The following is a 26,640-nucleotide window of genomic DNA, read 5'->3' as shown; positions in this document are numbered from 1 at the left end:
CAGAGAAGTCGCTTTGGGTGGATCGGCATGTGCCTGCGACCATGCGAGAAAGCTTTGATCGTGCTGCCACCGAGGCTGCATATCGCGGTTCCTCCACGGTCGTAGACGAGGAAACAGGCAATCAATTTGCCATGAGCCGAGTTTGGCAGGCTGGCAAATGCTCGGGGATTGACGTCAGTTTGCTGTCCCCAGGAGGAAAACTCCCAGTGATTTCAAGGGGAAGCACAGAAGTTTGCTCCTAGCAGGCAGCTTGTCAGTTTGTGTGTTTCACAAAGGGATGAGTTGATAGTCTGTGAAAATGATAGGTTGAGAGGAACCGGAATATGAAGACTGATGGCCCATACGTGATCGAGCATGGAGATGTCTGGTTCCGCGAAGGGCCTCGAACGGCTCTCAGCACGGGTCTGCGACACGTATGTGATGGCAGCGGCGAACTGGCTATCGCTTACGCGGGTGACGTCATGCTGCACATGGGCAGTGCCAGATCGGTCGACGCGTGGTTCAAGAAGAAGGGCGCGCAGTACATGCTGATTGAGGATAGCGACCCCGTGGAAATTGTTCGCTTTCCTGTCTGCGATGAAACCGTCGCTGAGATGAACCGGATGACGGCGAACCCCAATAGAGTTTCAATTCTACTCGATACACTGACCAAAATTGGTGAAGCGAGGCCGGACTTGCTGAATCGTCCTCCTTCGTTCTAATTAAAAGAGAGGTTCCCTCGCGAGGACGTATATGCGTTACCGTAGGTTTGATGATTTTGTAGCGAGCGATTTCTTCCTTCGCTCTGAATGGGTCAAAGAATACGGCGTACGAATTTATGTGCGCAAGCCAATGGTAGCGCTCCATTCAGCGGATTTCGAAATTGCGAATGTAGAAGCTGACAAACCAGGCAAGGGTGGTTTCACGAAATTCTTGGACGAGTATGAGCAAAAGTTCAAATTCTTACATGAGAATGTAATGAATGAACGCCTTTTGGACTATCTTCTCAGGCGCGGATATCGCCAAGTTGGAAAGACGGATGGGCTTGGTTTTCCGACGCTAATTCATGCGACATGCTGGCATTATACAGACGGGGAAAAGTTATCGTCTTTTTGAAATTGCCCTAGAGATGAATTCGTCTCTAGGGCGTTGGTGTTTAGGCTGCGTCCCGGTCAACAGCGTCAAACGAAGGGCCAATGATGGCGTCCTCGACAATGACTGTGGCGCGACGTTTGCCGCCAAAGCTGTCGATGCGGGCAGTGCCGTAGATGTCGACATAGCGGCCTTCACAGGCAGACAATGCATCACCGAGTGGCGTGCCGATGGCGTTCCACATCATGGCCTCCGTTTCGCTCCCACCTTCTGAGATGAAGAGCTTCACATGGAGTTCTTTCATGATGCGGACTGACTTCACCAGACCATTGAGAATGGCCACGCGCGGTTTCGGATTTTTCATGCCGAATGGTTCAAGCGTTTCGAGTGCCTCGACCAGTGCAGGGTTGAGCGCGCCTGCCTTGAAGGCAAGGTCGATTTCAGTTGCAGGATGCTGGAATCCAATAGCGCGTTCGCACAGGAACTTACGCAACTCATCGATGCGCTCTGGCAGTACCGTCAGGCCTGCGGCCGCTGCGTGACCGCCGCCCTTGAGCAGGATGCCAGCTTCACGAGCTGCAATGACCGCCCCACCGATGTCGAACCCGTCAACTGCGCGGCATGATGCCGAACCGCCCGCGCCGATAATGACAGATGGCTTGTCCAGCGCGTCCTTGACCTTGGAAGCGACCAGACCAACCACGCCAGGATGCCAATCTGGATTGTAAAGGACGATCACACCATCATCCGCACGCTGCCTGCCCATTTCGATGGCATCCTGCATTGCAGCCTTCTGGATGTCCTGTCGTTCCTTGTTGGTCTCGACCAGCGCCTGTGCGATCTGCTCGACTTCGGCTTCATCGTCTGACCAGAGCAGGTATGTTCCCTGGCGGGTGTCACCGATGCGGCCAGCTGCGTTGATGCATGGGCCAAACACAAAGCCGCAGGTCGTAGCAGTATAACCTGCGTCGCCGTTGGCGATGTTGAGAGCACGAATTCCTGGAATGCGTTCCATCAGTGGAAGGCCGACAGCGACATATGCGCGATTGAGACCGACCAGAGGAACAAGGTCCGCGACAGTGCCGAGGGCAACGATTCCAAGCCATTGCATTAGATTGATCTCAGGGCGCTCGGTTGTGAAATATCCGCGATTACGCATCTCGCGCTGAACGCCAACGAGAAACAGAAACGCCAGGCCTGCGGTGCAGAGATAGTCGAATTTGCGATCTTCATCACGACGCTTTGGATTGACGAGGATGCCGGGAGGATCACGATCATCAGGCTCGTGGTGGTCGAGAATAACAATCTCAAGACCGAGTTCAGCAGCGACTCCGAGCGGGCCGTGCGCCGTGGTGCCGCTGTCGAGGCAAAGGAGATATTCGATGGCTTCTTCCGTGTGAACTCGGCGGATTGCATCTGCATTCGGGCCGTAGCCTTCGGCCAGTCGGTCTGGGATGTAGTATAGGACCTTGGAGTAGCCCATGCTGGTTAGCCAGCGAAGCACGAGTGAAGTCGAGGTTGCGCCATCGACGTCGTAGTCGCCATAGATCATGATTTTCTTGTCAGCCTGAACGGCATCACAGAAGCTTTCGACAGCCTCTTTCATCGACTTCAGATGATAGGGGTCAGGCATTTCCCTGCGGATGGCCGGAGAGAAAAAACGTTCAGGATCGAAACCACGAGCCAGAGCAACGCTCGTAGCAATAGGATGGACGCCTTCAATCGCAGTGCTCTCAACGAGTTTCTTGATAGCCCATGTACGGCCTTTTACGGATTTTTCTGCGCAAAATTGTGCGTTGTCGCGATCAATAAGCATATTTACTCCAATCTAAAATGTTGACGGCTTTTTAAATTATCGTCCAGCTGAAGTCAAATTATTAAGCTTTTTATTTTTGCGGGAGACAATTATTTCTGCTGCTGTTGACGCATGGGTTTTGCTTATTTCCGAGCATATTTCCCCGCTTAGTGTAATGCGCGGTCGCATTTTAGCGACGCTTTGGAGATAGGCAGTCGAGCGCGTCCAGATAGAGAGAAAAATACGGAGATTGTTGGCGGTCGAATTTAGCGATCCGTCAGCCAAAATATCCTTCACGATGCCCACCTTCAACGGCGGCCGCTTCCCTTTCGCAGGAAAAGCTACTGGGTATTTTTCTATCAGCTCACGACGCATTTCCTTGTAAATACGGAATCGCTTCGAAGTTTTCATTTTTTTCATATTAACGCTCTTCAGGCGGGATCAGGCTTTTGCCACCACGCCTTCTGTAAACCTTCGGCATGGCGGTGTTCTGGTTTGGTTGTTCCGCCCTCTGTGCAGAAGCGGTTGAGGTTTGCTGTTGTTGAGGTTCAGGCGGTTGCTCTCCACCCGCCCACACGACGGCTCCTGTCGGTGCTTTCGAGATTTCGGAGAGATATGGAGACGGTGACTGGCTCTTTCCAAATCGGAATTTGGAGAAGGTTATGTCCACGGCTCCCTTGGAGCGCGTGAGTGCGACGTAAAATAGTCTGCGCTCTTCCTCGGGATCGTCAGATCGATGGTGAGGCATCAAGGAAGCTTCAGCGCCAGCTATAACGACATGACGCCATTCAAGGCCTTTGGAGGAATGGACCGTGGTGATCGATATGCCTTCGCCTTCCGATGTGGAACTCTTGGCAGCCATTTCGTTGATGTGACCGATGAATGCTGTGGCGGTATGGAATGTCGCTGCGATACCTGCGGCCGCCTCACAAGCATCTGACCACAAGGCGGCTCGTTCTCCAGTTACGCCCTGAGGTGGTTGGTCTCCGACTAATCGACCGACAGCACTGGCAGCCTCCTTCGGGGACGAGCCTTTCATCGTGTTCACGAGGTCTAGAACGCCCTTGAAGCGGGTCGCATTGCGACCCGGCTGTCCTTGTTCGATAGCATTGAGCACGTCTGCGATTGCTGTGACTTCCGGCAATTCCCAGAAGCTCTGAGTCCCAGATAGAGAAAATGGGATTTGCCGCGCTTCAAAAGCCTGCTGGATGGCAGGTGTAACGGAGGATGTCCGGATCAGTACGGCGATGTCTCGTGGCTTCGCGCCCTGCTTCAGATAGCGCTCAATGGATGAGGCAACCCATTCAGCCTCGTCCCTTTCCGTGCGGAATGGACGAATGCGAACGACAAAGTTCTTGTTATGCTGGCGAGATGGTTTCAGCACCTTGCGAACGCGGTTGACGTTATTGGCGATGCTGACATTGGCGGCCGCAATAATTGCTGGATCGCATCGATAATTGACTACGAGCGTGTAGGTCTTTGCGTCCTTGAAGAACTGGGAAAAGTGGACGGTGTAACGAACGTTGCCGCCGCGCCATCCATAAAGTGCCTGATCGTCATCGGCGACCGCCCAGATCGTCGTCCCTGCAGCTGCAAGTGCCTGAAGAAACTCGACCTGAGATCTGTTGACGTCTTGGAATTCGTCGACCAGCGCATGCGTAATGCGAGTTCGAATGAAGTCTATAACCTCTGGCGAGGTGCGCATTACCTCTAGAGAACGGGTGACCAGGTCGGAGAAATCCAGATCACCCCTTCTGGCCAATTCGTCTTCATAGGTTTGATAGTGCTCGGCCGCGAGGCTCAGAACCGAATTGCCCTTGCGGATCGCTTCTGCCATCGCATCCTCGGGCGAAGCAAGGGAATCCTTCCATCTGCCGATGATGTCGGTAAGGTCTCCATCGTCCGCATCCCAGACGATGCCTGCCTTGGCGATCAGTTCCTTCTGCGCGCCTGGATCGAGGACCTTGAAGTTCTTTTTCAGCTTGGCCGCTTCATTGAAACGGCGCAAAAGTCGAAGGCAAATACCGTGAAAGGTGCCGATCCAGGCGGACGAGGGAGCGTTTTTGCCCAATCGAGCCTTCAGCTCTTCGGCGGCCTTGTTAGTGAAAGTCGATACCAGAATATGTTCGCTGGCAATACCACGAGAACGGAGGAAGGAGTGTCGGGCGACAAGCGTGCTGGTTTTGCCCGTGCCAGGTCCTGCCAAGACGATGGCATGACCTGAATTGTGGGACGCAGCCGCACGTTGTTCCTGATTTAGTCCCGACACATATTTACTCCGGTAAATGCCCGATAATTAATATGCTGTGGGCATAAAGAGAAAGTGTCAACTGATTTTGCCTAAGTGCTTAATTCCCGAGCGTAGGCCTTAAAACTGGAAGCAAATCAAAAAAGTGTATTGCTATTTCGCAGGATTTTTGGCATTTATCGCCGCGAGTTAGAAAAGAGGTGTTCATGCTTGGAGCTATCTGTGGTGACGTGATTGGTCGCCCATATGAATTTGAATATCCAATCCGCACGAAGGAATTCGATCTGTTCCGTGACGGATCACGTTTCTCCGATGATACGGTGCTGACCGCCGCGATTGCACATGCTGCGATGACGGGAACGAGCTATGAGGATGCACTCGTTGAATTTGGTCTGCGTCACATCGAGGACGGTTTCGGCAAAGGCTTCAAGGCCTGGCTTCTTGATCCACAACGCACCCAGGGCGATTCATTTGGCAACGGTTCTGCTATGCGCGTGAGTGCTATTGGCTGGCTCGCTGGCAGCGTCGAGGAAGCAATTAAGATGGCAACCGAAAGTGCCATGCCGTCTCACTCGCATCCCGAGGGCATCAAGGGCGCTGTTGCCGTGGCTGTGGCCGTACGTCTGGCGGTCGAAGGGCGTCACGGCGAGATCAAGCAGGTGGTCACTGATCTCACGGGCTACGATCTTGATCGCACGGTCGACGGCATTCGCTGGAACTATCCACGTTTCAAAACCACGTGCCCTGACAGCGTGCCAGAAGCTATCATCTGCGCATTGGAAGCGACGTCGTTCGAAGATGCGGTTCGCAACGCGGTCTCGCTTGGCAACGATGCTGACACGCAAGCTGCCATCGCAGGCGCTATCGTGGAACCGAAGTTCGGCATTCCTGATGACATCGTGCACCGTTGTACAGAAAAGCTGTCGCAAGACATCCGTGATGTGCTGGGCAGGTTTCTTGCCCGCACAAAACCTGTTCGGGAAGCTGTTAAACTGCAGATGTCCTGAAATTAATTTAAGACGGAAAAGTGGGCGGAAAAATTAATTCCGTCCACTTTTTTCTTGAACGTTTATTATTCTGATGACACCCTCATTAAAAGGCATATTCGCATTTATGAAGGGCAGAAAATGTTCTCCAACGTTGATGAATCGATTAAGGCTCTATCGGAGAGCTTTCATAATTATCGTACCATAATGACGGCTCAGAGTGGCCGCATGCATGATCGCCTGATGGAGTTGCGAGTTGAGCGTGTGGCGCTTAGCGCAGAAGACGTCCAATCAGAAATTGACGTCCTGAACTTTGAAGACGATTTTCTTGTTTCGTTCGCACGTCAGTCCAACGACATTCAGGACATGCTCCACGAGGCGCTCCGTGCTTATGAAGAATCCCTGTCCGAACGAATTCCAGCAAGCCGTCCAGTTGTTCAGCAAGATCAAGATGGTTGGTTTGGTCGACTGATCGGACGGCAGAAGCAAGTGGTTCAAAATGAGCCTCAATTAAACGATGCAGATTATGAGGAGTTCAAGGCTCTTGTAGACCAGCGCCTTGGCATTGTTGCATCGTTGATTCATGAACTTGAAACGATGAAAACAGCAGGGGCAGCCTCCTTGTTAAAATGGATTTTCCATTTCAAGGAGCGTGTCGTCGACTTGAGCAAGCAAGGTCATGAGAAAAACTTGGTTGAAATCTCCCTCTACGAGAGCCTGGTTTCTGTCCTTTCTCATCATGCTTCGAAATATGCGGAGCATCCTTTCAAGCTTGCCAACCTGGAAGTGCCTGACCTCAAAACTTCTGATCAGCTTGAAGAAGAGATTGGCGCTGCGCTCTCGGAATCGCTGCATGAGGCGTTCGCGCTCTAGGCGTTTTCTTTTGCCGCCTCTTTCAGGAAAGTCTTAGCCCATGCTTCGAATGTTTCACCATGGGCAACGCTTTCCATTCCCTGACGGATGTGGTCGGGGAGGTTGATTTTCTCCCTGCCCTGCAGATTTCGAATTGCTCCTGAAATGGCCTGCCAGACGTAAGCGTCGGCGGGCTTTTCCTGTTTTGAGGCCCATTGGTTCAGGATGATCGCTACTTCCTCGTGACGGAGGCGGCGGCCGTGAATGCGTAGCCTGGTTCGGTAGTAGTCGTGATGTAGCGAATACGGAAAACGCGCATGGCTGGCCCTGAACCCTAGATCTGGCAGGGAGGCCATCACCTGATGAATGATGTCTTCTACATAATCCAGTTCTTCAGCTGATATTTTAAGCCTGTTCTCGTCCATAATCTCACCCGTGTTTCCTCTATGTTGGCGGCACGGCCGAAACGAGGCAATCAAATTTTGTGAATTTCGAAGCTATTCAATAATCTGAGAGAAATAGAAGGAGCTTTGAAATGGCGAGAAATGAATGGGAAAAAGGCGAGTTTACAATACCATCAGCGGAATGGGCTGGCTTTAAAGCGAAAATTCGCGACGAGATGAATGAACTTCATACCCGCCAGTTGGAGATTGCCAAGCAGCTGTATGATCGTCTGGTCGTGCTCGCCAAAGGCCAGAAGAATTTCGACATCAATTATGCTGGCTTTGAGGAAATCGAAAAGCTGCGCCTGCCAGAGAATCCTTGGGCGGTAAAGCCCAATAGAAACCTATCCAGGCAAGACGAACTGACTGTCGTGTGGGCACTGAGCGAATATTGCCAAAAGACGAAGAAACGTCGTCTTGTTCGACCTACCCAGAAAATGTTTCCGAAGCTTGGTAATAATGTCACTGAGTTTTCGAATATCAACTGCTCCCTCACGTTCGACAATGCTACCAAAAAGGTTTACTGGGATGTCCCCGAGAATAATCACGCCTGCGATGATGCACGGGATACGGCACTAGGAAAAATTCTCTTCAAGGCTTTGGATGGCGTTAAATGGACCCGAGGTTCTGGTGGTCGCGTATGGGGCAGTGATGAATATCGCGATGATGCCAATCGCGAGTACGGATATGGCGACAATTCTTATGAGAAGGGAAGCTGGGGGCCGAAGGAGGATAAGTCTACTCCAAGCAAGGCGGCTCAGGCCACTCGTGCCTATAATATCTACAACACATTTGGGAAGTAGCTTCCATGTCCGATCTTGAAATAGCACAACCGTACACTGACGCCGTCAACAAGCGAAATGATTTGCAGAATGCGCAGGCGAAGTTAGTCCACGACAACCTCCTTGCCTATGATCGGTATTTTGATCTGGCGGTGACGCTTACACCAGAGAAGGCGCGGAAAGAATTACCCAAAGAAGCGGCTATCGTAGACAAGATCGAGGCAGGAGCTTTGGCGGTCAGTGAGGCGCTCAATGCTATTTGGGTCGCGAAGAATGCCTGTTTGATCGAGAAGATGAAGATTGTTTCCAAACAGCCCGTAGATTGCACTCGCGGTGAAGCGCAGCTCATGGTGGACGCTCTGCAGGAAGTGGGGCAGTTCCGGATCGAGCATCTGGATGGGATCGACAGCAAGTTCGATGTCGTTGTCGAGCATGGGCACGGATTTCAGGCGAAAGATAAGGACCGATTGATCAATCGCCTGATCGTAGTTTGGGCGAAAGGACATGGCATTCCGATTAAGGAGCTGAAGCCCAAGGTAGAAGAATGGGCGCGCGCTGCTCAGGCCGCATCCGAACAGCGCAACGACTTCACATTTCGCTAAACTCAGAGTCTGCGTCTGGCAGAGTCACGCCGAGATCCTTCTCTGCATTGAGAATGCCCGCAGCGCGCAGGTCGTTTATGTCGGGTAGTTCGTCGAAGCTCTTGAAGTCGAATTGCTGCAGGAACTTGTTGGTCGCGACGAACGTCAGTGGATTGCCTGGCGTTTGACGTCGCGGCCCCGGCCTGATCCATTCGGACCATAGAAGCAGATCAAGGATTGCTTTCGCCACTGTGACACCGCGAATGCGCTCAATTTCTGGGCGGGTGACGGGTTGAAAATAGGCGATGGTGACCAGCGTTTCGAGTGCCGCATTGGTGAGCTTTATCGGCTTGCGCAAAAACCTGCGACAGAGGTCAGAAAGCTCAGGCTTGGTTCTCAATGTCCATCCGCCTGCGACTTCGATGACCTGTAGCGAACGCCCCTCATACTCGTCCATCAGCCTCCGTAGCGAGGCTTCGACATTGACGCCTATCGGTAGCCGCGTGCGTAGGTCATCCAGAGAGACCGGATTCTTAGACGAAGCAAGGATGGTCTCGACCAAATGGTGATCCTGAATGTGCTCACTCATTGCCGATCCTCTTCACGTAGATTGGCTCCATCAAGTCCGATTGCTTGATCTCTGCGATCCCGCTGCGCGCGAGTTCGAGCGTTCCGATCAGACTGGTGGCAATGTTGGATCGAAGGCGTAGACCGGATGCCTTCGGGATAAGGTCGACCAGGTTGGTCCATTCGCTGGGCATCTCGACCTTGAGACGCGTTATAGCCTCATCGACTGAAGCGAGGTCAAAGGGCTTCAGGATGCGAGGCTCGGCGACGAAGTCCTTTTCTTTCGGTGTTGGATACGCGGCAAGGAATTCGTGGAAGGAGACAACGAGACGGTTGCTCTGAACCCCTGCCCCGCCTGCACCACCTGGGCCAAACCAATCCTTGTTCAGCATGATTTGCTTCTGGATTTTATCGGCTGCGGTTTTGACGGCATCGAGGCGCTTCAAATGAAATGCCAAGGCGTCTTCAGAGAGTTCTTCCTTGCCGTCAGACTTGGGTTGTTTGAGCAGGATGCGCGACTTCAGGTAAGTCATCCATGATGCCATCACGAGCCAGTCGGCCGCGAGTTCCATTCTAAGGGCCATGGCCTTGCCGACGACGGCTTCAAACTGTGAAACGAGTTCCAGGATATCAATTTGCAGGAGATCGATCTTCTGGGAGCGTGCGAGTTCCAGCATTGCCTCAATCGGGCCTTCCCATGCTGAAAATCTGACAATGAAACGCTGATCGTCCTCATCGACAATCTTGTCTTCCAGAAACTCCAACCCACCTATCCCTTTCAAACAGAAGGGGAAGAGCTTGCGCCCTCCCCCTGATTTCGTTCCAGGCAGAGGAGCCTTAGAAGCGGATTGCCAGACCGACCGTGGACTTCAGGTCCTTGATCGTGACGTCGTCGTTCTTCAGGCGTGACTGGCTGACTTCGGTGCGGACAGAGATGTTGTCCTGGACCTTGGTTTCCACGCCCGCGCCGAAACGAATGCCATTGAAAGTTTCCTTGCTGCCACCAACCTCAATGTCAGCGCGCTCGTAACCGACGAGACCATAGCCGAGATACCTTGGCGAGAACTCATAACCGAGGCGACCCGTCGCGCCATAACCGAGGTCCTTCTTGATCTTCTCGCCACCGACTGACATGTCGAAGCCGCTGAAATCCAGATTGCCTTCGCCGCCGAGGTAAATCTTGCTGTAGGTCTTGCCGTAGCCAGCGTTCACGCGACCCGAGAACGAGCCATCCTTCTCGCCGTCGATCTTGGTGTTGCTGTAGAGACCATCGACGCCTGCGTAGAAGCCGTCGAATGCGCCATCAGCAAAGGCAGGAGCGCTTGCTAGAACGAGTGCGCCAGCTGCAATAATGAGTTTCTTCATTTAATTAGTACCTTTCTCACATCATGCCCTGCATGCACCTTTCGCTGCCTGGCGATGATTAATGGTTCAGGACTATATAAATGGTGTCAACTTAATTCGGCACGTTGTGTCCGGTAGTGTATTAAAGTGACTTTTATGTCCTCTTAGGCCTGATAAACCCAAATAACAGGTCATAAATGGCCTTTTACAGACTGCTCGTTGTGTGATTTCTTCCTTTCATCACGAGCATATATCATCTGACGCGAGCTTCCTCTGGAGATGAAACATGCGTTTGGATATCAATTTCGACTATACGATCTCATTTGTCCGTTACAGGCATCAGAACCCTGATGTGGCTCATGGCCGTTCGAATGTCGAAGTTGAAATTCGAGAGCTGTCTCCGAGCGAAGCACCATTGGTCGCCAAGATCGGCCAGAAGACAAACTCTATTCAGGATGAAGCCAAAAAATTCTCATTTAAAAAGGGCGAAGAGCCTCGTGAAATTCGATTCGTAGATGGGCGATATTTTGTAGAAAAATACTCGGTCGAAGAATTCAGTACGTGTCTTGAGAAAGGTTTCGAGGGGACTCTCTTTGATAAAGCCCATCCTAGGGTGTCGAGGGCTTTTGAACGTGAGATCAAGTACACGACGGGCGAGCAAATTCTGGCGGCCCAGCCATTTGGCGCACCTCATCGAACCATAAGTGACGACAAGGGTGCTCGAATGGCAAAAAGCCTCACGAAACTGGCCGAACAGCTTTTGATCGTCGATGGTGTTGTTTATGAAGAAATCCCCGAACCTGTGTTCACGATTTCTAAATACACCGACAAGCCTTCGGTCACATGTCGTGGCCAAAATTCTTTCTCTCAATTTGATTATGAAGAGCACTCAATCTACGGCCTACTTTCGGACAGAGGCGATACTACGTGCAATATCAACCTCGCACACAAGCATTCTCAAGGGGGAAATCGTAGAGAAATGCCGCACATAGAGGTCTTCGATCCCACAGTTTTTACATACGATGGCGACAACCGAGACACGATGCTTTTGGCGGCTTCTCTCAGAAATTGCTTGGACAAAGACGCCGCAAGCTTGCCTTTGCCGTACCTTCAGAAATGGTTCGATTTCCGCGACGCTTATGAAGACGCAGGAAATCGAGTGACTGACAGGTTAATTGCGGCAGTAAAGGAATTTTGTGAGATCGAGCTAAGCGCCGACTTAGTCGAAGACATTCGCATTGCTGCAATACGTGAAGGTGATGATCGCATGTACATGTACCGAGTGAAGAGTGAGGACAATCTTCACTCCGCTCGACAAGGAGTTCTTCGTGATGACCTAGATGGCATCAAATCTGCCGCTGAAAAAACTCTCAATCGCTGGGATAAAAGAGACGATCATGAAACGTGGCCGATCCTGTCAGGACCTATCTCTTCAATTAGCATCGGACAGAGAAATGTGATGGAACTCGGTTCAAAAGGGCATGTAGTTGATTGCTGCAAGCTCTCAGGAATGGATCTCGATGCAGCGACCAGAGCAGTCGAAAGTGGCAAGCGGATAATTGCATCTATTCACGCCTACGCAACAGGTAATCATGCGGTCGCTACTCTTGATGAGAATGACTTCATCGAGATCATTTCTCCGATTGATGAAAGCCTGCGTGTGGAAATGGAAGGCCATTTCGCTGAATTCGTTCGCGTCACCAATGAGGCCAGGCTCAAGGAAGAAGAGATGCTGGCATTCGAAACCATCAGCCTCGGGAGCTAATTAAATGCGCTTTGAAGTCCCAACTCATTATGAAACGAAATATCTCCTTCCGAAAAAGAGAAATGATGAAACGGCTGTGTTCTCGACGGTGGTCGCCGTTGACATTCGTGAGGTTCCTGCGGATGAAGCACCTATCGTTCATGTTCTTGGTGAGATGAAGCCGGAAATAGACCCTGACAGTTCGTTTCAGTATCGTGCACGATACCAAATGATCGACGGAAAATCTGTCGAAGTGCGCTCAATTGAAGGTGAGCTTTACGTTCAGATCGCCACTGTTGATATGCTTATGGAGCAGCTGAAAAGTGCCAAGAATGACGAAAATAATGTGTTTTCAGGCGGAACTTATGGTGGTCGATCAGCTGGTTTGTTCGGAGACAAGCGGTACCAAAAAGAGACATTGGCTTACTCGAACTTCCAGGACTATGAAGCTGCCAATAAAATAAACGGCGTGAGAAAGGTAAACTCACTCCTGGATGACACGACGCAGGCACTGCAGAAATATGCCGATGAACTGGCGATTATCGATGGTTTTGTCTATGAAAAAACTGTCGAGCCTGCGCTTTTGCTGACATACACGTTCGAAGGCAAGTTGCAGCTCTGCTTGTCTGAATCCCGTAAAAACCAGCTCTCGAAAACCAGGTATTATCTGCAAAGGAACGAGGACGCTTCTGGCATGCGGTTCGGCTTGGATGAATTGGATCGCGCGCTCGTTGAGGGCAAGCGGATTGCAGATGCTGCCGGGATTGAGTTTGTCAACCGGGTAGTTATTGACCGGATATCCCCATGGGAAATCGAGTTCCGTGGTGATATGGAGATGCTTTATAATACGGCTAAGAGTTTCGTCCATCATGTTTCGAAAAACGTCCGCGCCCTTGATAAGTATCTGGCAACAGCTTGGTATGATATGAGTATGGCGGTAGCGAAACATCATCAGCCGACAGCTGAAATGATTGATGCCATGAGGCGCGTGGAAGCCGCTAATTTGGATTCATTGGTTAACGACAGAGGGAATTCGGAATTCTCGACATTCAAGCACGACGTAAATTATGCCTGTCCAGCTAACTTCGTTAAGTCCGTTGCAGAGGTCAAGGAGGCGCTGCGTTTATGGGATAGCAGAACCCCTGGCGCTCTTGAATGGTTCGATACGAGCCTGAATGTTCTGCCTACTTACAGCGATAGCGAGCGAGCTTGGGAGGTTGTCGACTGTCATACGTTGCGCGACCTCGCGCTGGAGTATGACACCGATCTCTCAGAGTACCTGACAGCTGCCTTGGAAGGACGAGGCAACATTGTAGTTGTCAGTCCGATCAAGGGCGGCACCGAAGGCTCCAAGGCGATAGTGCTCGTTGAGACAAACGACAATGAGCCGAGGGTTGCTTCTTACGTCACCCGCCACGGCACCAAGCTTTCCGATGAGCATGGCACGCTTGCGCTTCAGCACGTCAGTAAGGGTCTGCAACTGGCTGAGGAGCAGAGTCTCAACGCGCAGTTCAGCCTGTAAGCAAATAGCCTGCCAAGCTGACAACTCGGCAGGCTGTTAAACTATCAGACGAACAGGTTATCAGGCCGCCCTAAGCGGCCTTTTCGTTTTCCTGCTCCTCGGCGATCTGTTCGAGCACGGTTGGAACCATGGCCTTTGCGATCTCGGCAAACATTGGAATGATGACCGAGTTGCCGAATTGCTTGTACGCCTGCGTATCCGAAACCGGGATGATCATCTCGGCCTCACCTGGGTACTCAAAGCCCATGAGACGTGCGCACTCACGCGGTGTGAGGCGTCTCGGGTTCTTGCCCTCCTGATGGATCAGGATCTCAGCGCCATCCTTGTAGTATCGAGCTGTCAGTGTGCGGGCGATGTCATTAGGGCCATGCATGCCGTAGCCGAAGCCGTTGCCCTTCTCCTTGTGGAGAGCGGCATGAGCCTGCAGGTATGCCCATAGACCGTCAGTCAGCGTGTATTTGTCATGGACCACGCCATCGGTTGCAAATCGATCATCGCCTTCAGGAGCTTCGCCTGGCGCATGTAGAATGTCTCCAAGCACGGGCTGGCGATTGGTTCTGGTGTTGACGGTGTCGAAATCGAACTGGAAACCGTCGCGGAAGCCGACAATCGCGATGCGAGGACGACGCTGCGGAACCCATGGCGTGCCTTCCATGATCTTCCATGCGATTGTATAGCCGAGTTCTTCCTGAAGGACGTTCTTTATCACCTCGAAAGTGCGACCCTTGTCGTGAGCAGCGAGGTTTCGAACGTTCTCAAGCAAGAATGCCTTCGGACGCTTTTCCTTGATGATGCGCGCGACGTCGAAGAACAGGGTGCCTTGTGTTTTGTCCTCGAAGCCATGGGGTGTGCCAGTTGAGTTTTTCTTCGAAACTCCGGCCAGTGAAAACGGCTGGCAATTATGGACAATAACGCCCTCTGCAACGTAGGAATTATCTTCTTCGACCTCGATATTGTAGACGGTAGCAGTTTCACCTGTCTTTTTGACGGACTTCACCTTTACCCAAGCATAATTCCCCTCGATAAATGTGAGGCCGTGATTGGTTGGGGCAAGCGTCGTGTGGTACTGAGCGCGCTGATTTACATTGCGTCCTTCGATCACCTTCGTGGGAGGGACGTTGGATCGCTTAACCGTCGCGACTCGACCGTAAACATTGCGAGCCAATCTCGCCATTTGAAGTGAAAGCGCTCTGTTGATGGATGTCGCCGAATATTTTTCAGAGTCCTTGTGCTTGTAGCCATCAGCGTCCATCCAGCCATTCCAAATCTCCTTCTGTGCGGATAGGGGCAGCGAGAAAATTCGTCGTGGAAGTTGCTTGCCGTCAGCACAGCGACCAAACTGAGCCAGAAATTCGACAAAATCCTTCGAACAAATGTGGAATTTAACGACGGTTCGCTCTGTAACTCTCGTGCAAGAGAACCCCGCCGCCTTAATAGCAGTTTCTAGATTGTCGGCGTCCTCTGTGCCAGTGCAAATTAGCACTTTACGAATACGAGAATTTTCTCGCCCTTCTTCTGTTCTTGGATAATCGGCGATCCATCCATCGCCTAGCCATCGACCTACAAGGTACCAGAAAGCGTTGCCGCTGAAAGGCTCATCGCCTTGGCTAAGAAATTCCGTGTCTACAGGCAGTGCGGCGTAGTGATCACCAGTTAGATCTTGTGCGGCGATCCATTCAGGCTCGCCAAATGTGTAATCATAACCACGACGAGCATTGTTCCATGAACGCTGCTTCTTGCGCACGTAGAAAGGATGTTCATCAGTCGTTTTGAACGATGGGATGCCTGTTATTTTGACGTCATAAAGTTCTGCATCATCGCGGCGCATGGCAGTTAGAACCTTGCGCAGCCGATGCTGATGAGTGGCGACCATGTCGCCAGCTCTGATGTCTTCGATAGGACGGAAGCGAGTCTCGGTCTCGATTAGAGTGCCAGCAGGGAAGCAGGGAAACCCTCCAACGAGAATGTCGTGATCAGGAATTTCCGAAGCTTCGACCTTAGTGATGTCACCAGCGACGGGATGCCCAACGCCGTAATTCGCCATGTAGGTTTCAAGCGCGTTTTGGTTCCATTCGCTCGTAAAAACGCATTCTCCACCTGCATTTTCGAAAGCCTTTCGAAGGCCGCCAATGCCAGCGAACAGATCGATAAAACGGAATTTATTCTGACTTTGATGTCGAGGCTCGGGCTGAAGAGCCTTAAGTTTTGTCGTAATTTCGACTGGGGTCGGCTCAGCGCCGTTCTCCCACTTCTTCAATTGGGCGGATTTAACGCCTAATTTCTTGGCGATAGCGGCCGTATTCTGCCCAGTGGCAGCGCGAAGCAGAAATGTTTCTGCATAAAATGGGGAAGCGTTTTCTGTACTCATACATAAATGCTTCCCCTTATTTCAATTTCTGGCAACAGGGAAATAATGAATAATTAAAGGAATTATGCGTTGCCTGCTGGAATCATGTCCTCCAAAGGAATATTTCCATCGGAAAACGCCTCTTCGACCTCATATTCATAGAGGTGCGGCATCACCAGTCCCAACGGAATTTCCAGAAGTTCCATTTCATCGAGGTTGATGTAACGGTCATCGCCTTCGTCCTCCATCTTGAAGTATGGACCGATAGGCTCGTTGTTCATGGCTTTCTGGATCAACATCGTGATCGGACATGACTCGGGTCCTGCCCCTGGAAGGTCTGGTTCGACCTCGATTGCCTCGGGGCGTGGCGACGTCGTAGAAACGATGGTCAAGTGGTTTGCATCCTCGTTTGAGGAGAAGCGCGCATAGCTTGCCTCATTGCGGATTTGAATCTGCTTCATCGCGGACTTCCGCAGCACAATCGTGCGACAGTCGGCAGTGAAGACGAAGAAGCCTTCGGAGTTCTCCGCCGTTTCTATCTCTTCGGTGAGCACCTGGAGATCGCCTGATGCGATACGATAGCGCCGCTCGTTGCCAGACTTAAGTTTCAGTATGACGAACCAGCGCTCAGGATCAGGATCGATGCCTGCGTCGACGAGAACCTGCAAGTGATCTTCCGATATCATGCGAGCGCGCATTTCTTCCAGCGAGATGCCTTCCTCGTCGAAGGCTTCTACGTGGCCCGCAAGCGTAGGGTAGATATCCTCAATGTCACATTCGAGCGCATCGGCGAGGGCGCAGACAGTATCGAAATGCGTGAATCCAATACATCGTTTGGCCATGGCGACCTCAAGCACGTCGACGTCTAGCTGTTCAGCCAGCTCGTGGATGGAGGTCTCGGCATTCTCGATGAGCTGGGATAATTTATTCACAATAATTCTCCGCACTAATTACATATTTATGGTCGGTGTGGGCGCGGTGTGGGTCAATCGAAAACGTATGCTCCGAAGGAAATATTCGCCTTTACATTCGATGTTTTGCTAGTAAACTTTCGACAGAAATCGCGGGGTATCGCGGTGCCATTTCGTAGAATATTTCTTTAACGCCCCGCGCTGGCAATTTTTCGCCCGTGTCAGTCGCGAATTCAAAGCCAGCTATCTGCTCTACGCCAATCCCTGCACGATTATGTTCCAGAAAAATTGGTGCGATGTGTCGCATATAGTCCTGGTTGGTAAGATGGCTTAAATCCACGATCCAGTAATCGATCTTGTTCATCGTCTTTGTTCTTTTATTCAGATCGACCATTTCGTTGTAGAGCGTAGCTTGATCCACTCTGGTGATGTGAGAACGATGTGCGTGTAGATCTCGTGCAAATTGCAGCTCGTCTTCTTCGGCTCGCAACATGCTGCGCGCAATTCCGTCGTGAAACGACATGTGGCACTTAAAACATACGATATAGAGGCCTTTTAATTGTTGCACTCCAATCGAGATATCTTTTTTGGGACGGTACCACTCCCAGACCTCATGGCATTCGACCTTATCAGCTCGATTATGGGTCTTCTCTGGAGCCATTCGATCCAGGAACTCTCCACTTCGTTTGCCGCAGATGACGCAACGATTGTCGGTCTTTGCGTAGTTGGTGGTGCGAATATAGTCCCACGTGACATCATCAAAGATCGTCCTGAGGTTCACCTTTTTTACGGTGTCCGGCTCCTGTGGGTAGAAGCGAAGTTTGGGTGGCTCCTGCCTGAAGGCGAGGGGCAGATATCGATCAAACGGCTTCAGATCGGTGTTTGCGGGGACGAAATAGCGCCCTGCTTTGGCGATATTAGGATCGTACTGGGCACCAATCGCCTTGGCATGAAATCCGAGGTTCTTCGGTATCGGAAGGTAGATGGGTTCGTGATACGACGGCTTATAAGGCAGGAGATGCTGATCAGTCGCCTTATCTTTCCTGATCACGGGAGGCATGACGATGGGGCGCTGTCGCCTTGCTTCATCCGCAAGCCCTTGTATAGCCGTGATCGCGTGGCCGATACCGTGCTCCGTGACAATCGGAAAGCGCTTCAAGTCTGAAACGATTGCGTGCATCTGCTGGCTGAGTTCCTGTGGCATCTCATCATAGGACGCCTTGTTCGCTGCCAAATCTTGCAACCGCTTGAGCATCTCTTGGATGCGCTGGAGCGCCTTCTTTTCGGTCGACAACACATTTTTCAGGTGCTTCATTTCTTTTGCATTTTGTAGGTATTGCTTTTTAAGAAGCGGCAGGCGGCGGTTCCATATTTTCCCGGAACCTATTTCCCACATATTTTTGGCCAAGGGTATGCGCGCCCAAGAAGGGCCTTTTGCGCTTTCTGTGATCGTATTTTTCAGCTGGAGATTGATTTCGTTGGTATTCTTGATTTTCTCGCTGAGATTTTGGATTCGCGTGCTTATGGACGCCTGACATTTATTGGCTATTATCGAAATTTGATCGACCGCGAATCTTATATTATTCGGCTGCTTCATCCGCCGATTCCCTTGACTAAATATTTTCCTTTAATTAAACCGCTAGCACGATCAGAAGAAAACCACACAGAGTGCTTGACCACTGATCGATAAATATGTCCTCATCTATGGATATGAAAACGAGCAGGATGCCGATGCTAACTAGAAAATTGCTGGGAATTATCTCTGCGGTCACATTGATGGTCGGGATTAACAATGCGAACGCACAGGATCGCAGCAATCCCTTCGTCGCGCCTCCGACCGAGGCCGAAGAACAGGCTCGTCAGGACGAACGCATGCGCAATATTGTGTGGGAACTGCAACCTGAGCTGAAATCTCTAATCATGCAGGACGTCTCTGCTGCGCAGGCGTCTCTGGAAATCAAAATGCGCAGACGTATTGATGCGGCGATCAAGGAAGTGTCAGCAGATGTTGCTAAGCAGGTCCCTGCGCCTTCCGCCGGTGGCGAAAACGGTGGTTCTGAAAATTCGCCGGTGGCCAGCAATATCCCAGAAAATTCCAAGTTCATTTCTTGCGTAAATGGAAAGGCGCTTTATCGTGACAGCAACAACACACTCTTCCAAGTGGCGGAAAGCGGCGACGGCATCAAGCATTGCTCTAATTAGCGCTGTTCTGGCTGGCTGCACGTCTTCGCTGCCAAAGCCAAACACGCTTCCCTCGACAAAGGCAGAGCAAGGGAAAATCGCTCAACAGTTCGTTGACGACACTCCTCTCGCCATTGAGCGGATCAAGGTGCCGAAGTCGTCGATGAAGGCTGTCTCGGTAGGTGCTCCGCTGCCGTCGCATATCGCCTCGATGCCTATCGATGTGAAGTTCCCTGCCGATAATGAAGCGACGCTTTCTTCGCTCGTACAGACATTGAGCGCTGTGAATGTCCAGGTGGCGTTCCAGTGGAGCAATCCGTCTCAGGGTGAGGATATTCTGAAGCGCAAACTTCCTTTTCTCGCATTCCAAGGCACGATTGGGGAAATGATGTCAGCCCTTCGAACGGGGCTTGGGATCGTGACCTGGTATGAAAATGGCCTGATCTACATTTCAAATCAGGAACGATATGCGATCACGCTGCCGCAGAATAAGGATATTCTTGATTCCGTTAAAGATGAGATCAAGAACCTTGGTGCGGACAATATCGTCGTTTCACTGCGCGGCGGTAAGATCATTTACACGGCGTCTCCGACGACGCAGGACCAAGTCATCGGTCCATTCCTTGATCGGATGGCTCGCAATCTAGCTGTCGTCAACCTTCAGGTTGCGGTCGTTAGCCTCGCATTGAACGATAAGTCCGATACTGGTTTTGACTGGAACAAGTTTCAGATCGCCCTCAATAGCACTCCTAAGGGCATCGATGATCTGACGCGTAGTAAAGAAGATACCAGTAATGGTTCAAGCGGCAACGACAACGGTAACGACAATGGCAGTGGCAGTGGCGAGTCACGCGGCACGCCTGGCGACCTCGTAGGTCATGCAATCGACCTGACAAACGCTGGCCTTACGTTGTCGAAGACCAATCTTGGTCAGGTGTTCGGCACATATGGGGCGGTAACGGTCGCTGGTGCCGTGAACTTCCTTTCGAATTTTGGAACGACCAACATTACCCAGAACGTCTCATTAAAGACGCTCTCTGGCTCTGTCGTGAAACTCCAGTCGGGTCAGGAAGTCCCGTATGTGAAGGGCGTTTCCAATACAAACAATGGCGACAATTCCATCGGCTCGACCGAAACTGAAAAGGTTGAGACTGGCCTCACTATCGAGATGAAGCCGCACTACGACTCTGATGCAGAAGTCGTCACGGTCGATGTCGATGTCAAGCTCGACGCGATCCTTGAGTTCGTAGAGCTGAAGGCTGGCAATCAGATCGGCACGTTAACGCAGCCTCTGGTCCAGAAACAGAATATGAACGACATCGTTCGTGTTCAGGCTGGCCGCACGGTGGTTATCGGTGGTCTCCAGTATGACAGCGATGAAAGCAAGGGCAATGAGCCTGCCTTCTTGCGCAAGCGCCTGCAGGATACAGGTCGCTCGGATAAGACCGCTGGTGCTCGTAGTCGGAATGTCACGCGCAACGCTCTCTTCATCATCCTCCGTCCAACTTTGACAGTATACGAAGCGGAGCGGTGACATGGCAGCTAATCGAGACAACTGGGTGCCGCTCAATGCCGTTGTTGGCTGGAACGAGGGCGTTGGAACCAAGAAGGACGCGGCTGATATTGCCAAGGGCTACATTGCCAAGCGCTTTACCGCGTCTGGTGCCAGCTGGTATGCAGTTGCTCCATTCCTTGGCGGCTATTTCTGGGAAGCTCAGGAAGGTGGTCAAGGCAAGGGGTATATTGAGTCCGTCATAGAGGCGCTGACCGAAGACCCTTCAAAGCAGTATTGGTTCCCGACAGGCGACCGTGCATTCCGGGTAATGATGCGCGACGGCAAGCCGATTGGCATTTTGCTATCTCAACGCGAGAGCCAAGAAGTCTTTGCCTCTGGTGTTCCTCCCCTTCTTCCGAAGTCGAAGATGTACCCTGCGCAGCGCAAGGGCACAGCAACGATGGCCGTGGGCATGGCAATGAGTGGTGCGGGTGCGCTATATTTCATTTCTGCGCTGACATTTTATGCTCTCGTCGCAAACCCAGGACCTTCGGTTCCAGCCGCAAACTTTGCGGAGATGCCGCATGCACAATGGAATCGGGTAGCCAACACCAAGGTGACTGAGATCGTGTCCAAGCTGGAATTTAAGGACAATGATTGGAACGCAGTGATGCGTGCCCATGATGTTCCAGGTTTGCAGGAATTGAAGGACAAAACGCAAAGCCTGCTCGATAAAGTGAAAGAAAATATCGAGCCGATGCCTGTGGCTGAGCCAGATCGTTTTTCGAACCTTGATGCCGACCCAGTTCCGCCACCAGCTGGTCCGCAGCCTGAAGGAGCGGCTAATGATCAGACAAAAGTTCCTCCGGTTGCAGGTAGCATCGAAGCCCTCAAGGAAGAGATTGCTAAGAAGAATGCTGCTCAGAACGCAAACGATGTAGGGCAAAATGGTGGAGCTGATCAGATTACTCCTGCCGCTGAAACGGAAGGAGAGAAAAAGTGAAATTTCGAACCGCTATAGGTGTCGGCCTAATTTTCTCTTCGTTTGCATTTTTTGGCGGTGGAACCTTAATTATTAGGGACGCAACGGACGTACAACTTCGTGCAGAACGGCAGATCGCGGCCACAGAAAGACAGTGCCTCAAGCTACTAAATACACTTCCGAATGCAAAGGTAACGCCAGTTAATGGCGATGTGACCGTTACAATCGGTAAGATTATTGAGCCTCGCAAGGCTTTAACTGACGCGACAGTGGCTGCTTTGATGTGCCCAAACAAGACGCTGGCTGATGTCTGCTTGGGAGATAAATGCCCAGGAGCAACGGATGGCGAGATCGCGCTCAGGCTTAGATTCGTGAAGGGAAAGTAATGCACTCTTTTTTCGCATGGATTTGGAATTTTGATTTTGACAATCCATATCTAAAGGCCTTTGATTGGATATCGGCTGTTGCAACCTTGCTATATGGAATTTGGGCGGAAAATACGCTTATTTCCATTGTCGGCATTTTTGGCTGTGCAATGGCTTGGTATCGTCCCGTCAGTCGTTATCAGCGCTGGCTCAAGAGTTTCGTTCAGAAACGATGAAAGGAAAATAATCATGGTCGATCTAAATTCGAAGAACGTTCGTATTCTGGACTGGGTGCTTGCGCTTGGCGTCCTTGGATACGGCATTTATTCGCATTCATGGATTATTGGCGCAATTGGTGTCGCTGGCCTCTGGGCAGCTTGGTACCGCCCAGCCTCGCGTATGTCGGCTTTCGTAAAGCGGGCAAAGAAGTAATTCTGACAGATTGAGTTTATTTATGAAATCGGACCTGGCGTCGAAGTTCTTAAAAAAGGTTGGATCGGTCTTTCGCCGCAACAAGGCGGTTGTGATCGATAGCACTGACCTGCTTGAACTCGACGCCTCAGAAGATACCGAAGCAGTCGATGGCGAAATTCTCACCCTCGACCCCATTGATCTGAGCCAGTTTAGAAAAGCGGCCGACGACCGACTTCGTGAAATCTGGGACGGACCCGCGTTTGATGAGCCTCGCGATGCTCTTGCTGGCGAAATAATAATCCATGGTGATCTAGACCAGCGTGAGGGTGATTACGCGAGTCAGGGGAGCATGCTGGCGCTGCCTGCCCCCGCCCCTATTCTTGCGGGAACTTCTTCTGCTGATTTCGATGCAATTTTGGTCGACAATGATCAGGGAGAGAGCTTGGATGAAGAGCGGGAGCCGAAGGCCGACCTCTCTTTTTCTTCTTCTTCAGAGGAAGACGCTTCACACGAACCTGCATTACCGATCATTGATGAGAAAGAGGAAGCAGGGTTTCCGGTAGATCCAGTCCCAGTTTCAAAGAAGCTTTTCCGTCCCGATGGCTCGGAGATGGGGCAGCATCGTTTTGGTCAGTATCTCGTCGAAAAAGGGCTGGTGACGAGCACGCATCTGGACGCGGCCTCTCGGGAGCAGGCGGTCACTGGTGATCGAATTGGTCAAATCCTGGTCAGCAACGGCCTTCTTTCGGATTCTGATCGGGTAAAGGCAATTCTAGCGACTTCGTCTGAGCGCATTGCACAGGAAAACGTCACCCGTTCGAAAATTCCGGTCGAAGTCCTTGAGGACATGCAGATCATTATTTCGGCTGAGACGGAGGACACTCTTTATGTGTCCACGGCGACTGACGAAGCGCGTGTGCTTGAAATTATCCGTGAATATTACGGTTTAATTGACGTAAAATTTGTTTCCTACGACCCGTCGCGTCTCGCTGGCTTTATTTCTCAAATGCAGAAGACGACCAATGTCGTCGACACTTCGAGCACAAAAGAAAACATGCTCAATAGAATTCTCTATCGAGCACTCGGGGAAGCTGCGTCAGATATTCACATCATGCCGCGCCGCAAGTCCTATTCGATCATGTTTCGTATCTTGGGCGTCCTGCGCATCGTTCATGAAGGTCCGCTCGATGAATATAACACCATGCTTGCCCAAGTTAAGGACAAGGCCTCGATGGACTTAGCCGAAAAGCGCAAGGCTCAGGATGGTGGTTTTAATATCGAGTATGCGGGTAAGGGCATTGATTTTCGTGTGGCTACTAACCCAATTGCCGATGGTGAAAAGGTTGTGTTGCGCGTTCTTGACCCTGATCGCGTCCAGCCAAGTCTTGGTAAGCTCGGTATTACCGATGTCGCCAAGTGGAGAAAGGGATTTAACCAGCAGCATGGCCTATGCCTTATCTGTGGCCCGACTGGTTCAGGTAAGACCACGACGCTCAACTCGTCGATCAAAGAAATCAATCGTTTCGAGAAGTCGATCTATACCGTTGAAGACCCCGTTGAGTATCGCATCCCATACGTCACGCAGGTGTCGGTCAACCCAGCCGTGGGCCTTACATTTGCTCAGGCTATCCGCGCTTTCATGCGATCTGACCCTGACGTCATCGTCCTTGGCGAAGTGCGCGACGAAGAGACCGCTCGAAATATGATCAAGGCTGCCGACACGGGCCACCTGGTTCTCGCTACCTTGCATACTGGTTCGATTGTCGGTGCCGTCAGCCGCCTTCGAGACCTTGGTGTCCCGCCTCGCGAGCTGCGTTACCTGCTCCGCTCGGTTCTTGTCCAAACCCTGGTCCGTACGGTTTGCACGGAGTGCCATGGAACAGGTGAAGGTCATGAAGGAGGTAAGTGCCTTAAATGTCATGGTACCAGGTACACTGGACGCACTGTGGTTTCTGAATGCGAGTATTTTGAAGACCCAACTGAGGTCGACAACATCATTAATGCGACTGAGCAGAACGTAAAACGTACATGGCCGACTATGGTTGAGGATGCCGTAAAAAAAATGCGTGCAGGTGTCACGGACGAATATGAATTGGTTCGTGTGTTTGGCGCGGCAGTTGAGCCATATCTTCGCGGTGACAAAGACATTCAGGAGATATACTCATCATGATGGCGTTGATAGTAGTTGTGATGGCAATCGCACTCTCAGCTCTCGTCGTATTTGGCGGAGTGAGTTACTATAGCCACGATATAGGTGTAAGAACAGAGACAGCTGCTGTTGTAAGGGCGAACTACGAGACACTTGTAAGTGGCGTCCTCAATTATAAGTCTGTGAATAATGGTCTAATGCCAGAAAATATAGATCAATTGGTTGGCTTTTTGCCGAACGGCAAGATTCCTCAGTTTCCGAAATATTCACGTGACTTGCAGCCTTATCAGTGGAAAATAGAAGGAGACCATTTATGTCTCTATCGAGTTCCCTCTAACCAGATTAATATGGGAATAGATCGTGGTATTTGGACATTTGTTAGTTCAATATCTAAGTCGCAAACGATCAAGGTTGATACGAATTGTGAGGATGCGGCGCATGGATCGGAAACGACGGAAAGCGTGGGGTTTAATTACCCATATCTCGCCGCTAGGCCCTCTATCGCACTACTCTTTAAGGTAAACTGATGGCGGTATTTATTGCACGCGTTGTGACGGACACGGGGATTAAATCAATCAAGGTTGAAGCTCTTGATTCCCAAGAGGCCGAAAAAAAGGCACTGCAGCAAGGTTCCCAAGTCCTTTCAGTAAAGCGTCGTTGGAATTTCGACCTTTCGACTGGAATGAGCGCAGGTGAGCGAAACACGTTCATGTTGCGGTTATCCTCGATGATTGGCTCGAAGATGCCTGTCACCAGAGCGTTGGATTTGATGGCAACTACATTTACAGGTCGAATCCGGAAATGTGCTCAAGGTCTGATGGCGCAACTTGAGGCTGGTAATACTCTGGCTGATGCCATCGACCATGATCGCAAAAATTTTCCAGTGGCAACCGCCGCTCTCGTGAAGGCAGGTGTTCAGGGAGGTGAGACTTGGAAGGCGCTGCGCGATGCGGCCGAGTTCGAATATCTGATATCTGGCATTCAGAAAGGCGCAGCTAAGGACATTGCCGCAGCAATCGGCACTTTTATTGTTTCAGCGGCCCTCATGATCAGCTCTGTCTATTATTTTGGTCCTCAAGTAACAGAGAACCCAATGTTCAAACAATCAGAAGCGGTCAACGTTGGCTGGATTGAAGTTGTTGGAAAAGTTCTGTGCGGAATTCAGGTTTTCATGTTGGTGGTTTTTGCACTTTTCTTATGGCTTGGCACTGCAGGGCGTGCGCTGGCTCCAGATTTTGCAGATAAGCTGATCCTTAAAATTCCCTACTACAAAGATCTCGTTCTCTCGCGAAACGCGTATGTGGTTCTCTATAAGTTTGGGTTGCTCGTTGGGTCCGGAATCCCCATGGAAGAATCCTTAGCCCTTACCGCTGAGGGGTCTCCAAGAGGGGCATTGAGAACGGATATTGAACGGTCACTTGTGTTCATCAGATCCGGTAAAACCTGGGCGAATGCATTGGAGACATTGCATCCGACTGACCGTGCCGCTCTATCTTCCTCGACAGACCGTGAGGACACGGCGAGGACGCTGGACATGCTGGCTCGCCAGTATCGAGACATGTATATGTCTCGCATCAAATCGTTTGCCCCTGCCCTTCAGATGGTCGCCGCTCTCTTCATGACGGCAGCGGGGGCGCTGTTATTCGGGTTGGTTATTTTGCCGATGCTCCAGTTTTCTGCGGGTATTTAAAAAAAACCGGAACTTTGGTTCCGGTAGAGACACATATTTGAGTCCGACGAAAGCAGCTACGACACACAATTGCCTTTTGAAAAAGCTGACATCTCGGTATATTAAAATTACTCGACCACGGTGCCCTCATGAGAGCTGTTGCGTCAAAGCCGACGTGGGAGAGTCTAAACC

27 protein-coding genes are annotated in these 26,640 nt (G+C 51.2%); 17 read left to right on the top strand and 10 right to left on the bottom strand.

Features of this window, described 5'->3' with window-relative positions:
* Positions 1–323: 323 nt before the first annotated feature.
* Positions 324–701: a hypothetical protein gene (locus QU595_RS13390; protein ID WP_315922738.1), complete on the top strand. Its 378-nt coding sequence runs from the start codon at positions 324–326 to the stop codon at positions 699–701.
* Positions 702–732: 31 nt separating this feature from the next.
* Entirely contained in the window at positions 733–1,095 is a 363-nt protein-coding gene (locus QU595_RS13385; protein ID WP_315922736.1) for a hypothetical protein, read from the top strand.
* 40 nt (positions 1,096–1,135) lie between these two features.
* Here QU595_RS13385 and recJ read toward each other — a convergent pair whose 3' ends face one another.
* From recJ to QU595_RS13370, 3 genes are read right to left on the bottom strand one after another with little or no spacing between them, the layout of a single operon-like run.
* Positions 1,136–2,887 (bottom strand): single-stranded-DNA-specific exonuclease RecJ, encoded by a 1,752-nt coding sequence (recJ, locus tag QU595_RS13380; protein ID WP_315922734.1) that lies wholly within the window; start codon positions 2,885–2,887, stop codon positions 1,136–1,138.
* 36 nt (positions 2,888–2,923) lie between these two features.
* The gene (locus tag QU595_RS13375) at positions 2,924–3,286 is read right to left on the bottom strand and encodes a ProQ/FinO family protein (RefSeq protein ID WP_315922732.1); all 363 of its coding nucleotides are present in this window, start codon (positions 3,284–3,286) and stop codon (positions 2,924–2,926) included.
* 1 nt (position 3,287) lies between these two features.
* Positions 3,288–5,135: an ATP-dependent helicase gene (locus QU595_RS13370; protein WP_315922730.1), complete on the bottom strand. Its 1,848-nt coding sequence runs from the start codon at positions 5,133–5,135 to the stop codon at positions 3,288–3,290.
* Positions 5,136–5,320: 185 nt separating this feature from the next.
* Between QU595_RS13370 and QU595_RS13365 the strand changes: the two genes are divergently transcribed.
* Both QU595_RS13365 and QU595_RS13360 read left to right on the top strand, forming a co-directional pair.
* Entirely contained in the window at positions 5,321–6,121 is an 801-nt protein-coding gene (locus QU595_RS13365; RefSeq protein WP_315922728.1) for an ADP-ribosylglycohydrolase family protein, read from the top strand.
* A gap of 120 nt (positions 6,122–6,241) precedes the next feature.
* Complete coding sequence (locus QU595_RS13360; protein ID WP_315922726.1) at positions 6,242–6,973, top strand: hypothetical protein; 732 nt, start codon at positions 6,242–6,244, stop codon at positions 6,971–6,973.
* Here QU595_RS13360 and QU595_RS13355 read toward each other — a convergent pair.
* The gene (locus QU595_RS13355) at positions 6,970–7,377 is read right to left on the bottom strand and encodes a hypothetical protein (protein WP_315922723.1); all 408 of its coding nucleotides are present in this window, start codon (positions 7,375–7,377) and stop codon (positions 6,970–6,972) included. The two genes, QU595_RS13360 and QU595_RS13355, sit on opposite strands and share 4 nt — an antisense overlap.
* A gap of 110 nt (positions 7,378–7,487) precedes the next feature.
* On the opposite strand from QU595_RS13355, the gene QU595_RS13350 reads away from it, so the two are divergent.
* On the top strand, positions 7,488–8,198 hold the full coding sequence (locus QU595_RS13350) for a hypothetical protein (RefSeq protein ID WP_315922722.1): 711 nt from the start codon (positions 7,488–7,490) through the stop codon (positions 8,196–8,198).
* A 5-nt stretch (positions 8,199–8,203) separates the two neighbouring features.
* Entirely contained in the window at positions 8,204–8,779 is a 576-nt protein-coding gene (locus QU595_RS13345; RefSeq protein WP_315922720.1) for a hypothetical protein, read from the top strand.
* Here QU595_RS13345 and scpB read toward each other — a convergent pair.
* The 3 genes from scpB to QU595_RS13330 all read right to left on the bottom strand — a co-directional run bounded on the left by scpB (position 8,766) and on the right by QU595_RS13330 (position 10,690).
* The gene (scpB, locus tag QU595_RS13340; protein ID WP_315922718.1) at positions 8,766–9,347 is read right to left on the bottom strand and encodes an SMC-Scp complex subunit ScpB; all 582 of its coding nucleotides are present in this window, start codon (positions 9,345–9,347) and stop codon (positions 8,766–8,768) included. The two genes, QU595_RS13345 and scpB, sit on opposite strands and share 14 nt — an antisense overlap.
* Positions 9,340–10,089, bottom strand: a complete 750-nt coding sequence (locus tag QU595_RS13335) for a ScpA family protein (protein ID WP_315922716.1) — start codon at positions 10,087–10,089, stop codon at positions 9,340–9,342. The genes scpB and QU595_RS13335 overlap by 8 nt, the downstream gene beginning before the upstream one ends.
* Before the next feature lie 73 nt (positions 10,090–10,162).
* Positions 10,163–10,690, bottom strand: a complete 528-nt coding sequence (locus QU595_RS13330; RefSeq protein ID WP_315922714.1) for a porin family protein — start codon at positions 10,688–10,690, stop codon at positions 10,163–10,165.
* 265 nt (positions 10,691–10,955) lie between these two features.
* Here QU595_RS13330 and QU595_RS13325 point away from each other — a divergent pair, with 265 nt between their 5' ends.
* Together QU595_RS13325 and QU595_RS13320 are read left to right on the top strand one after the other, a co-directional pair.
* Complete coding sequence (locus tag QU595_RS13325; protein ID WP_315922712.1) at positions 10,956–12,434, top strand: hypothetical protein; 1,479 nt, start codon at positions 10,956–10,958, stop codon at positions 12,432–12,434.
* A 4-nt stretch (positions 12,435–12,438) separates the two neighbouring features.
* Positions 12,439–13,935: a hypothetical protein gene (locus QU595_RS13320; RefSeq protein WP_315922710.1), complete on the top strand. Its 1,497-nt coding sequence runs from the start codon at positions 12,439–12,441 to the stop codon at positions 13,933–13,935.
* A 70-nt stretch (positions 13,936–14,005) separates the two neighbouring features.
* Here QU595_RS13320 and dcm read toward each other — a convergent pair whose 3' ends face one another.
* The 3 genes from dcm to QU595_RS13305 form a co-directional block, all read right to left on the bottom strand.
* On the bottom strand, positions 14,006–16,303 hold the full coding sequence (gene dcm / locus QU595_RS13315; protein ID WP_315922708.1) for a DNA (cytosine-5-)-methyltransferase: 2,298 nt from the start codon (positions 16,301–16,303) through the stop codon (positions 14,006–14,008).
* A 62-nt stretch (positions 16,304–16,365) separates the two neighbouring features.
* The gene (locus QU595_RS13310) at positions 16,366–17,214 is read right to left on the bottom strand and encodes a hypothetical protein (RefSeq protein WP_315922707.1); all 849 of its coding nucleotides are present in this window, start codon (positions 17,212–17,214) and stop codon (positions 16,366–16,368) included.
* 91 nt (positions 17,215–17,305) lie between these two features.
* Positions 17,306–18,790, bottom strand: coding sequence for a hypothetical protein (locus QU595_RS13305; protein ID WP_315922705.1), 1,485 nt, complete (start codon positions 18,788–18,790; stop codon positions 17,306–17,308).
* Between the two features lie 128 nt (positions 18,791–18,918).
* Between QU595_RS13305 and QU595_RS13300 the strand changes: the two genes are divergently transcribed.
* Genes QU595_RS13300 through QU595_RS13260 form a run of 9 tightly spaced genes read left to right on the top strand, consistent with a single transcriptional unit; the run spans position 18,919 to position 26,469 of the window.
* The gene (locus tag QU595_RS13300; RefSeq protein ID WP_315922704.1) at positions 18,919–19,395 is read left to right on the top strand and encodes a hypothetical protein; all 477 of its coding nucleotides are present in this window, start codon (positions 18,919–18,921) and stop codon (positions 19,393–19,395) included.
* A complete protein-coding gene (locus tag QU595_RS13295) occupies positions 19,328–20,908 on the top strand; it encodes a type II and III secretion system protein (protein WP_315922702.1) in 1,581 nt (526 codons plus the stop codon). The genes QU595_RS13300 and QU595_RS13295 overlap by 68 nt, the downstream gene beginning before the upstream one ends.
* 1 nt (position 20,909) lies before the next feature.
* Positions 20,910–21,872: a hypothetical protein gene (locus tag QU595_RS13290; RefSeq protein ID WP_315922700.1), complete on the top strand. Its 963-nt coding sequence runs from the start codon at positions 20,910–20,912 to the stop codon at positions 21,870–21,872.
* Positions 21,869–22,237: a hypothetical protein gene (locus QU595_RS13285; protein ID WP_315922698.1), complete on the top strand. Its 369-nt coding sequence runs from the start codon at positions 21,869–21,871 to the stop codon at positions 22,235–22,237. Before QU595_RS13290 ends, QU595_RS13285 begins: the two co-directional genes overlap by 4 nt.
* A complete protein-coding gene (locus QU595_RS13280) occupies positions 22,237–22,452 on the top strand; it encodes a hypothetical protein (protein WP_315922696.1) in 216 nt (71 codons plus the stop codon). The genes QU595_RS13285 and QU595_RS13280 overlap by 1 nt, the downstream gene beginning before the upstream one ends.
* A gap of 13 nt (positions 22,453–22,465) precedes the next feature.
* A complete protein-coding gene (locus QU595_RS13275) occupies positions 22,466–22,648 on the top strand; it encodes a hypothetical protein (RefSeq protein ID WP_315922694.1) in 183 nt (60 codons plus the stop codon).
* 22 nt (positions 22,649–22,670) lie between these two features.
* The gene (locus QU595_RS13270; RefSeq protein WP_315922693.1) at positions 22,671–24,800 is read left to right on the top strand and encodes a GspE/PulE family protein; all 2,130 of its coding nucleotides are present in this window, start codon (positions 22,671–22,673) and stop codon (positions 24,798–24,800) included.
* Positions 24,797–25,306 (top strand): hypothetical protein, encoded by a 510-nt coding sequence (locus tag QU595_RS13265; protein WP_315922691.1) that lies wholly within the window; start codon positions 24,797–24,799, stop codon positions 25,304–25,306. Before QU595_RS13270 ends, QU595_RS13265 begins: the two co-directional genes overlap by 4 nt.
* The gene (locus tag QU595_RS13260) at positions 25,306–26,469 is read left to right on the top strand and encodes a type II secretion system F family protein (RefSeq protein WP_315922689.1); all 1,164 of its coding nucleotides are present in this window, start codon (positions 25,306–25,308) and stop codon (positions 26,467–26,469) included. The genes QU595_RS13265 and QU595_RS13260 overlap by 1 nt, the downstream gene beginning before the upstream one ends.
* Positions 26,470–26,640: the final 171 nt, after the last annotated feature.

It is taken from the genome of Mesorhizobium sp. SP-1A (genome assembly GCF_032460275.1).
Classification (GTDB): Bacteria; Pseudomonadota; Alphaproteobacteria; order Rhizobiales; family Rhizobiaceae; genus Mesorhizobium.
Note: the sequence above shows the minus strand (reverse complement) of the source record. Positions and strands in the feature narration are given on the sequence as shown.

Excerpts from the sequence above, each read along its gene's own strand:
- QU595_RS13280 (WP_315922696.1), top strand. The coding sequence starts at position 22,237 with ATGCACTCTTTTTTCGCATGGATTTGGAATTTTGATTTTGACAATCCA.
- scpB (WP_315922718.1), bottom strand. The coding sequence starts at position 9,347 with ATGAGTGAGCACATTCAGGATCACCATTTGGTCGAGACCATCCTTGCT.
- QU595_RS13345 (WP_315922720.1), top strand. The coding sequence starts at position 8,204 with ATGTCCGATCTTGAAATAGCACAACCGTACACTGACGCCGTCAACAAG.
- QU595_RS13360 (WP_315922726.1), top strand. The coding sequence starts at position 6,242 with ATGTTCTCCAACGTTGATGAATCGATTAAGGCTCTATCGGAGAGCTTT.
- QU595_RS13275 (WP_315922694.1), top strand. The coding sequence starts at position 22,466 with ATGGTCGATCTAAATTCGAAGAACGTTCGTATTCTGGACTGGGTGCTT.
- QU595_RS13260 (WP_315922689.1), top strand. The coding sequence starts at position 25,306 with ATGGCGGTATTTATTGCACGCGTTGTGACGGACACGGGGATTAAATCA.
- dcm (WP_315922708.1), bottom strand. The coding sequence starts at position 16,303 with ATGAGTACAGAAAACGCTTCCCCATTTTATGCAGAAACATTTCTGCTT.
- QU595_RS13365 (WP_315922728.1), top strand. The coding sequence starts at position 5,321 with ATGCTTGGAGCTATCTGTGGTGACGTGATTGGTCGCCCATATGAATTT.
- QU595_RS13290 (WP_315922700.1), top strand. The coding sequence starts at position 20,910 with ATGGCAGCTAATCGAGACAACTGGGTGCCGCTCAATGCCGTTGTTGGC.
- QU595_RS13325 (WP_315922712.1), top strand. The coding sequence starts at position 10,956 with ATGCGTTTGGATATCAATTTCGACTATACGATCTCATTTGTCCGTTAC.
- QU595_RS13385 (WP_315922736.1), top strand. The coding sequence starts at position 733 with ATGCGTTACCGTAGGTTTGATGATTTTGTAGCGAGCGATTTCTTCCTT.
- QU595_RS13330 (WP_315922714.1), bottom strand. The coding sequence starts at position 10,690 with ATGAAGAAACTCATTATTGCAGCTGGCGCACTCGTTCTAGCAAGCGCT.
- QU595_RS13350 (WP_315922722.1), top strand. The coding sequence starts at position 7,488 with ATGGCGAGAAATGAATGGGAAAAAGGCGAGTTTACAATACCATCAGCG.
- recJ (WP_315922734.1), bottom strand. The coding sequence starts at position 2,887 with ATGCTTATTGATCGCGACAACGCACAATTTTGCGCAGAAAAATCCGTA.
- QU595_RS13390 (WP_315922738.1), top strand. The coding sequence starts at position 324 with ATGAAGACTGATGGCCCATACGTGATCGAGCATGGAGATGTCTGGTTC.
- QU595_RS13305 (WP_315922705.1), bottom strand. The coding sequence starts at position 18,790 with ATGAAGCAGCCGAATAATATAAGATTCGCGGTCGATCAAATTTCGATA.
- QU595_RS13320 (WP_315922710.1), top strand. The coding sequence starts at position 12,439 with ATGCGCTTTGAAGTCCCAACTCATTATGAAACGAAATATCTCCTTCCG.
- QU595_RS13270 (WP_315922693.1), top strand. The coding sequence starts at position 22,671 with ATGAAATCGGACCTGGCGTCGAAGTTCTTAAAAAAGGTTGGATCGGTC.
- QU595_RS13375 (WP_315922732.1), bottom strand. The coding sequence starts at position 3,286 with ATGAAAAAAATGAAAACTTCGAAGCGATTCCGTATTTACAAGGAAATG.
- QU595_RS13265 (WP_315922691.1), top strand. The coding sequence starts at position 24,797 with ATGATGGCGTTGATAGTAGTTGTGATGGCAATCGCACTCTCAGCTCTC.
- QU595_RS13300 (WP_315922704.1), top strand. The coding sequence starts at position 18,919 with ATGCCGATGCTAACTAGAAAATTGCTGGGAATTATCTCTGCGGTCACA.
- QU595_RS13355 (WP_315922723.1), bottom strand. The coding sequence starts at position 7,377 with ATGGACGAGAACAGGCTTAAAATATCAGCTGAAGAACTGGATTATGTA.